Source organism: Arthrobacter sp. GCM10027362, from assembly GCF_042679445.1.
Classification (GTDB): Bacteria; Actinomycetota; Actinomycetes; order Actinomycetales; family Micrococcaceae; genus Crystallibacter.
Genome location: NZ_JBHTML010000175.1, coordinates 1 through 7,941, shown reverse-complemented (window position 1 = coordinate 7,941; position 7,941 = coordinate 1). Strand labels below are relative to the sequence as shown.

5 protein-coding genes are annotated in these 7,941 nt (G+C 68.6%); 4 read left to right on the top strand and 1 reads right to left on the bottom strand.

What is annotated here, in order from left to right; genetic code table 11:
* Positions 1–136: 136 nt before the first annotated feature.
* Complete coding sequence (gene coaA / locus ACFQ36_RS18430; RefSeq protein ID WP_377016260.1) at positions 137–1,099, bottom strand: type I pantothenate kinase; 963 nt, start codon at positions 1,097–1,099, stop codon at positions 137–139.
* Positions 1,100–1,227: 128 nt separating this feature from the next.
* Here coaA and glmS point away from each other — a divergent pair, with 128 nt between their 5' ends.
* The 4 genes from glmS to treY form a co-directional block, all read left to right on the top strand.
* The gene (gene glmS, locus ACFQ36_RS18425) at positions 1,228–3,132 is read left to right on the top strand and encodes a glutamine--fructose-6-phosphate transaminase (isomerizing) (RefSeq protein WP_377016258.1); all 1,905 of its coding nucleotides are present in this window, start codon (positions 1,228–1,230) and stop codon (positions 3,130–3,132) included.
* Between the two features lie 12 nt (positions 3,133–3,144).
* Positions 3,145–3,495, top strand: coding sequence for a holo-ACP synthase (locus ACFQ36_RS18420; RefSeq protein ID WP_377016256.1), 351 nt, complete (start codon positions 3,145–3,147; stop codon positions 3,493–3,495).
* Positions 3,496–3,560: 65 nt separating this feature from the next.
* Positions 3,561–5,753 (top strand): glycogen debranching protein GlgX, encoded by a 2,193-nt coding sequence (glgX, locus tag ACFQ36_RS18415; RefSeq protein WP_377016254.1) that lies wholly within the window; start codon positions 3,561–3,563, stop codon positions 5,751–5,753.
* Positions 5,750–7,941: malto-oligosyltrehalose synthase (treY, locus tag ACFQ36_RS18410; protein WP_377016252.1), on the top strand; the 2,192-nt coding region annotated here is incomplete at its 3' end. The genes glgX and treY, both read left to right, overlap by 4 nt.

Genomic DNA, 7,941 nt, shown 5'->3' with positions numbered 1-7,941 from the left:
GGTGCCCGCCGCCGTCGTCGGGGCGGCCGGGGCGCCGGAGGATGCCGGGTTCGGCGCGGCAGGGCCGCAGGCGGTGAGCAGCAGTACCAGGCCGGCGGCAAGGCCGGCGGCCAGGAGCGGACGGGGAGTGTTCATCTCAGGTCTTCCGCAGCAGCATCCGGCGGATCGAATGGTCCGCCTCCTTGGTGAGAACCAGCTGGGCCCGGCCGCGGGTGGGCAGGACGTTCTCCCGCAGGTTCGGTTCGTTGATCCGCTTCCAGATATCCAGCGCCGTCGCCCGGGCCTCCTCGTCCGTGAGGTAGGCATACCGGTGGAAGTAGGACTCGGGATCGGCGAACGCTGACGAGCGCAGCTTCTGGAAACGCCGCACGTACCACTCCTCGATGTAGGAGGTCTTGGCGTCCACATAGATGGAGAAGTCGAAGAAGTCGCTGACGGCCAGGGAGGAACGGCCGTCCAGTTGCGGCCGGGCCGCCTGCAGGACGTTCAGGCCCTCCACAATCAGCACATCCGGACGGCGGACCACCACCTCGCGGTCCGGGACGATGTCGTAGGTCAGGTGCGAATAGAAAGGCGCGCGCACTTCCTCGGCACCGGACTTGATTTCGCTGACGAAGCGCAGCAGGGCGCGCCGGTTGTAGGACTCGGGAAAGCCCTTGCGTTCCATCAGCCCGCGGCGGATCAACTCGGCATTGGGGTAGAGGAATCCGTCGGTGGTGACCAGCTCCACGTTCGGGGTGCCCGGCCAGCGCCGCAGCATCTCCCGGAGCACGCGCGCGGTGGTGGACTTGCCCACTGCCACGGAACCTGCCACGCCGATCACGAACGGGGTGCGGCGGAACCGCTCGCCGAGGAAGGTGGTGGTGGCCTTGTGCAGCTCGCCGGCGCCCGCCACGTAGAGATTGAGCAGCCGGGAAAGCGGCAGGTACACCTCCCGGACTTCGGTCATATCCAGCTGCTCGCCCAGGCCGCGCAGCCGCTCGATGTCTTCCTCGTTCAGCGGCTGCTCCAGTTCATTGGAGAGGCGGGACCAGGTCTGGCGGTCCAGCTCCACGAATGGTGTGAAGTTGCTCTCACCCGTGGACGCCGACGTCTTCAGTGTCGGTTCACTCACTTAAGAATTGTGCCTGTTGGGGCGAAGTTTCCCCAAAATGACGCCGGCGGCCCGGCGGCGGTACGGCGGTGTCCCGGGGGCTGTTTGGGGTCGGGACAGGTACCCTTGATCGCATGTGTGGAATCGTAGGTTATGTGGGCCGCCGCGGCGGATCGGACGGTCTCGAGGCTCGTTTCAACGGCCATGGTGCCTTGGATGTGGTGCTGGAGGGGCTGCGGCGCCTCGAATACCGGGGCTACGACTCCGCCGGCGTCGCCGTAATTACCGAGGGCGGCATTGAAACCCGGAAGAAATCCGGCAAGCTGACCAATCTGCTCGGCGAGCTCCAGGCCAGCCCGCTGCCCCAGTCCCTGACCGGCATCGGCCACACCCGCTGGGCCACCCACGGCGGGCCCACGGACCGGAACGCCCACCCGCACCTGGCCGACGGCGGCAGGCTCGCCGTCATCCACAACGGGATCATCGAGAACTACGCCGAGCTCAAACGCGAGCTGGCCGCCAAGGGCGTTCAGTTCGCTTCCGAGACGGACACCGAGGTGGCCGCCGCCTTGATCGCCGAGATCTACCGCGGGCTGAAGGACCAGGCCGAGGCCGGCCCGCTGACCAAGGCCATGCAGCTGGCCTGCCAGCGGCTGGAGGGTGCCTTCACCCTGCTGGCCATCCACTGCGACCAGCCCGACACCGTCGTCGCCGCGCGCCGGAATTCGCCGCTGGTGGTCGGCTTGGGCGAGGGGGAGAACTTCCTCGGCTCGGACGTCTCCGGCTTTATCGACTTCACCCGCCGGGCCGTGGAGCTGGGCCAGGACCAGATCGTCACCATCACGCCGGACAGCTTCGAGGTCACCGACTTCCACGGCAACCCCGCCCAGGGCCGCGAATTCCAGGTGGACTGGGATGCCGCGGCGGCGGAGAAGGGCGGGTTCGCCTCCTTCATGGAGAAGGAAATCAACGACCAGCCCGAGGCCGTGGCCCAGACCCTGCTGGGCCGCGCCGGCCTGGACGGGAAGCTGAAGCTGGACGAGCTGCGCATCGATCCGTCCCAGCTGAAGGCGGTGGACAAGATCATCGTGCTGGCCTGCGGCACCTCCGCCTACGCCGGCCAGGTGGCCAAGTACGCCATCGAGCACTGGTGCCGGATCCCGGTGGAGGTGGAGCTGTCCCACGAGTTCCGCTACCGGGACCCGATCGTGGACACCAACACCCTGGTCGTGGCCATCTCCCAGTCCGGCGAGACCATGGACACCCTGATGGCCGCGCGCTACGCGCAGGAACAGGGCGCCAAGGTGCTGGCCATCTGCAACACCAACGGCTCCACCATTCCGCGCGAGGCGGACGCCGTGCTGTACACGCACGCCGGCCCGGAAATCGCCGTGGCCTCCACCAAGGCCTTCCTGGCGCAGATCACCGCGGCCTACCTGCTGGGCCTGTACCTGGCGCAGCTGCGTGGGAACCTGTTCTCCGGGCAGATCAGGGACATCCTGGCGGACCTGGCCAAGGTTCCGGCGAAGATCCAGGCCGTGCTCGACGACTCGGACCAGATCAAGAAGCTGGCCCGCACCATGGCCGACACTCGCTCGGTGCTGTTCCTGGGCCGCCATGTCGGTTTCCCGGTGGCCATGGAGGGCGCGCTCAAGCTCAAGGAACTGGCCTACATCCACGCCGAGGGCTTTGCCGCCGGGGAGCTCAAGCACGGCCCGATCGCCCTGATCGAGGAGGGCCAGCCGGTCTTCGTCATCGTCCCGTCCCCGCGCGGCCGGAATTCGCTGCACGCCAAGGTGGTCTCCAACATCCAGGAGATCCGCGCCCGCGGCGCGAAGACGATCGTGATCGCCGAGGAAGGCGACACCGCGGTGCAGGCGTACGCCGAGCATGTGTTCTACATCCCGGAAACGCCCCCGCTGCTGGCCCCGCTGCTGGCCACGGTGCCGCTGCAGATCTTCGCGTGCGAGCTGGCCACGGCCAAGGGGTACGACGTGGACCAGCCGCGCAACCTGGCCAAGTCCGTCACGGTCGAATAGGTCCTGCCGGCGATGATCGTGGGAATCGGCGTGGACGTGGTGGATGTGCCGCGCTTCAGGCGCCAACTGGAGCGCACCCCCGGGCTGCGCGACCGGCTGTTCACCCCCGCCGAGCGGGACCTGAACACGCGTTCGCTGGCGGCGCGGTTCGCCGCCAAGGAGGCCATCGCCAAGGCCCTGGGCGCGCCGTCGGGCATGAATTGGCAGGATTGCACCATTTGCGTGGACGGGGCCGGGGACCCGTACCCCGAACTCACCGGCACCGTGGCGGCCGCGGCAGAGGCCAGGGGCGTGGCCCTCTGGCACCTGTCCATGAGCCACGACGGCGACCTGGCCACGGCCATGGTAGTGGCCGAAAAATAGGCTGAACGGGTGTTCATGCGGTAGTAAGGGTACAGATCATATCTGCTGATGTAGGAGAGAACCGCATGGAAGTTTGGCCCGGACAGCCGTACCCGCTTGGTGCCACCTACGACGGGAACGGTACCAATTTCGCTCTCTTCAGCGAGGCGGCCGAGAGTGTTGAGCTGTGCCTGTTTGACGACGACGGCCAGGAGACCCGCATCCGGCTGCGTGAGGTGGACGGCTATGTATGGCACTGCTACCTGCCGCAGATCATCCCGGGGCAGAAGTACGGCTACCGGGTGCACGGTCCGTACGATCCGGCGCAGGGCGTGCGCTGCAACCCGAACAAGCTGCTGCTGGACCCCTACGCCAAGGCCGTCAAGGGGGAAGTCGACTGGGACCAGGCCCTCTTCGGCTACAACTTCGGTGACGAGGACTCACGCAATGACGAGGACTCCGCCGCCCACATGATGCTCGGAGTGGTGGTCAGCCCGTTCTTCGACTGGCAGGGGGACCGCAAGCCCAATACCCCGTACCACCGCTCGGTGATCTACGAGGCCCACGTCAAGGGCCTGACGCAGCTGCACCCGGAGGTGCCGGAGGAACAGCGCGGCACCTACGCCGGCGTCGCCCATCCTGCCGTGGTGGCGCACCTGCAGAAGCTCGGGGTCACCGCGATCGAGCTGATGCCGGTGCACCAGTTCGTCAATGACAGCACCCTGCAGGACAAGGGCCTGTCCAACTACTGGGGTTACAACACCATCGGCTTCTTCGCCCCGCAGAACACCTACAGCTCCACCGGGGACGAGGGCCAGCAGGTCCAGGAATTCAAGGCGATGGTGCGCACCCTGCACCTGGCCGGCATCGAGGTGATCCTGGACGTGGTCTACAACCACACCGCCGAGGGCAACCACCTGGGCCCCACGCTGTCCTTCCGCGGCATCGACAATGCCGCCTACTACCGGCTGGTGGAGGACGACAAGCGGTACTACATGGACTACACCGGTACCGGCAATTCGCTGAACGTGCGCAGCCCGCACTCGCTGCAGCTGCTGATGGATTCGCTGCGTTACTGGGCCACCGAAATGCACGTGGACGGGTTCCGCTTTGACCTGGCCAGCACGCTCGCCCGTGAATTCTACGATGTGGACCGGCTCTCGTCCTTCTTTGAAATGGTCCAGCAGGATCCGGTGGTCTCCCAGTGCAAGCTCATTGCCGAGCCGTGGGACGTGGGCCCCGGCGGCTACCAGGTGGGCAACTTCCCGCCGCTGTGGACCGAGTGGAACGGCAAGTACCGGGACACGGTGCGGGACTTCTGGCGCGGCGAACCGGCAACGCTGGGCGAATTCGCCTCGCGGATCACCGGTTCGGCGGACCTGTACGAGGACACCGGGCGCCGGCCCTTCGCCTCGATCAACTTCGTCACCGCCCATGACGGCTTTACGCTGCGGGACCTGGTCTCCTACAACGAGAAGCACAACGAGGCCAACGGCGAGGGCAACCGGGACGGCGAGTCCTTCAACCGCTCGTGGAACTGCGGCGTCGAGGGCCCCACGGATGATCCGCAGGTACTGGCGCTGCGGGCCAGGCAGCAGCGCAACTTCCTGGCCACCCTGCTGCTCTCCCAGGGCGTGCCGATGATCTCCCACGGGGACGAGCTGAGCCGGACCCAGCTGGGCAACAACAACGCTTACTGCCAGGATTCGGAACTCTCGTGGATCCACTGGGACGAGGCGGACCAGCCGCTGTTGGAGTTCGTCGCGGCGGTGAACAAGCTGCGCGCGGAGCACCCGACCTTCCGCCGCCGCCGTTTCTTCGACGGACGCCCCGTGCGCCGCGGCGAGGGTGAGGCGCTGCCGGACATCGAGTGGCTGGGCACGGACGGGCTGCCGATGCAGCCGGAGGACTGGGACTCCGGCTTCGGCCGGTGCATCGGGGTCTTCCTCAACGGCCAAGGCATCCGGGGCCTGGACGAGCGGGGCGAGCGGATCACGGATGTGAACTTCCTGGCCTACTTCAATGCCCACGACGAGGAAGTGGTCTTCGTGCTGCCGTCCAAGGAGTATTCCCAGAAGTGGGACGCGGTGGTGGACACCGCCGGGGAGCATGCCGAATCACAGCCGTTCCAGGCCGGCCGGAAAATCACCCTGCAGGCAAAGTCCATGGTGGTGCTCCGGGCGTTCAAGGAACCCGAAGTCGAACCGGACCACTCCGTGGCTGCCTCGCTGGCAGCGCTGGCTGGCAACACGGTCACGACCCCGAAGCCGGGCCGATGAGGACGCCGCGTTCCACCTACCGGCTGCAGGTCCGCCCGGAGTTCGACCTCTACGCCGCGGCCGACCTGGTGCCCTACCTGCGCCGGCTGGGCGTGGACTGGGTCTACCTGTCACCGATCCTGACCGCCGAGCCGGGCTCGGACCACGGCTACGACGTCACCGACTTCACCGCCGTGGATCCGGCCCGCGGCGGCGCCGCCGGGCTGCAGGCCCTGTCCGAGGCCGCCCATGCCGCCGGGCTGGGCGTGCTGGTGGACATTGTGCCCAACCATATGGGCGTGGCCACCCCGGCAAACAACCCCTGGTGGTGGTCCCTGCTGTCCGAGGGACGCGGCAGCCGCTACGCCGAGGCCTTCGACGTGGACTGGGACGCCGGAGGCGGCAGGATCCGGCTGCCGGTGCTCGGGGATGACCCGGACGAGCTGGACCGGCTGGAGCTGGTGCGCGGCGCCGGGCCTGGCCGCGGATCCGGCGGCACCGGTCTTGAGCTGCGCTACTACGACAACCGCTTCCCGGTGGCGGCGGGCACCGCCGACGACGGCGCGTCCGCCCGCGAGGTCCACGACCGGCAGCACTACGAGCTGGTCAACTGGCGCCGGGCCGACAACGAGCTGAACTACCGCCGCTTCTTCGGCGTCAACTCGCTGGCCGGCGTGCGCGTGGAGGTTCCCTGGGTGTTCGAGGAATCCCACGCCGAGATCCGGCGCTGGTTCGCCGAGGGCCTGGTGGACGGGCTGCGGATCGACCACCCGGACGGGCTGGCGGATCCGGCCGGCTACCTGGAGCGGCTGCAGGAGCTCACCGGCGGGGCCTACGTGCTGGTGGAGAAGATCCTGGAGCCGGGGGAACGGCTCCCGGGGCGCTGGCGCTGCCAGGGCACCACCGGGTACGACGCGCTCGCCGAAGTGGACCGGCTCTTCACCGATCCGGCCGGCTGCCGGGTGCTGGAGGAGGCGGCGCAGCTTCAGCCCTACCACCGCATGATCCACGGCACGAAACGGGCGATCGCGGACGGGCTGCTGCACTCGGAGGTGCTGCGGCTGGCCAGGCTGGTCCCGGCCTCGGCGGGGCTGGACCAGGACGTGGCCGCTGACGCGCTGGCCGAACTGCTCGCCTGCTTCCCGGTCTACCGCAGCTACCTGCCCGACGGCGCCGGCTACCTTGCGGAGGCCGCCGTCGCCGCGCGCATCCACCGCCCGGACCTTGCTCCGGCCGTCGCCGCGCTGCTGCCGCTGCTGGACCCGCTCTCGGCTGCTTCGGGCGCCGCTGCCCCGCTGACCGAGCTGGCCGTCCGGTTCCAGCAGACCTCCGGCATGGTGATGGCCAAGGGCGTGGAGGACACCGCGTTCTACCGCTATACCGCCCTGACCTCGCTCACCGAGGTGGGCGCAGACCCCTCAATCCCGGCTCTGGAACCCTTCGAGCTGCACGCCGCCCTGATCCGGCGCCAGCAGGAGCAGCCGCTGGCCATGACCGCGCTGACCACGCACGACACCAAGCGCAGCGAGGACACCCGGGCGCGGATCAGCACGCTGTCCGAGGAGCCGCAGCTGTGGCTGGCGGGCCTGCAGCAGCTCGAGTCCGCCGCCCCGCTGGGGGACCGGCCCTTCGCGGACCTTTTGTGGCAAGCCATCGTGGGTGCCTGGCCGCTGGACGCGGAGCGTGCGCACGCCTACGCCCTCAAGGCCGCCCGGGAAGCCGGGAACAGCACCCGCTGGACGGATCCGGACGAGGAATTCGAGAAGAAGCTGGCGGCCGCGGTCGACGCCGCGTACGAAAATCCCGGGGTCGGGGACATCGTGGCGGACCTGGCCGGGCGGCTGCAGCAGGCCGGCTGGACCAACTCGCTGTCGGCCAAGCTGGTGCAGCTGGCCATGCCCGGGGTCCCGGACGTCTACCAGGGCACCGAGTTCTGGGATCACTCGCTGGTGGACCCGGACAACCGCAGGCCGGTGGACTTCGAGGCCCGCGGCCGGGCGCTGGCGGAGCTGGACGCCGGTACCGGCCAGGTGCCGGGCATCGATGCCGGGGCCGCGGCCAAGATGCTGGTGGTCTCCCGCATCCTGCGGCTGCGGCGGGACCGGCCGGAACTGTTTACCGGCTACGAGGCGGTGGCCGCCACGGGCCCCGCGGCGGAGCATGTCTTTGGGTTCGACCGCGGCGGCGCCGTGGCCCTGGCCACCCGGCT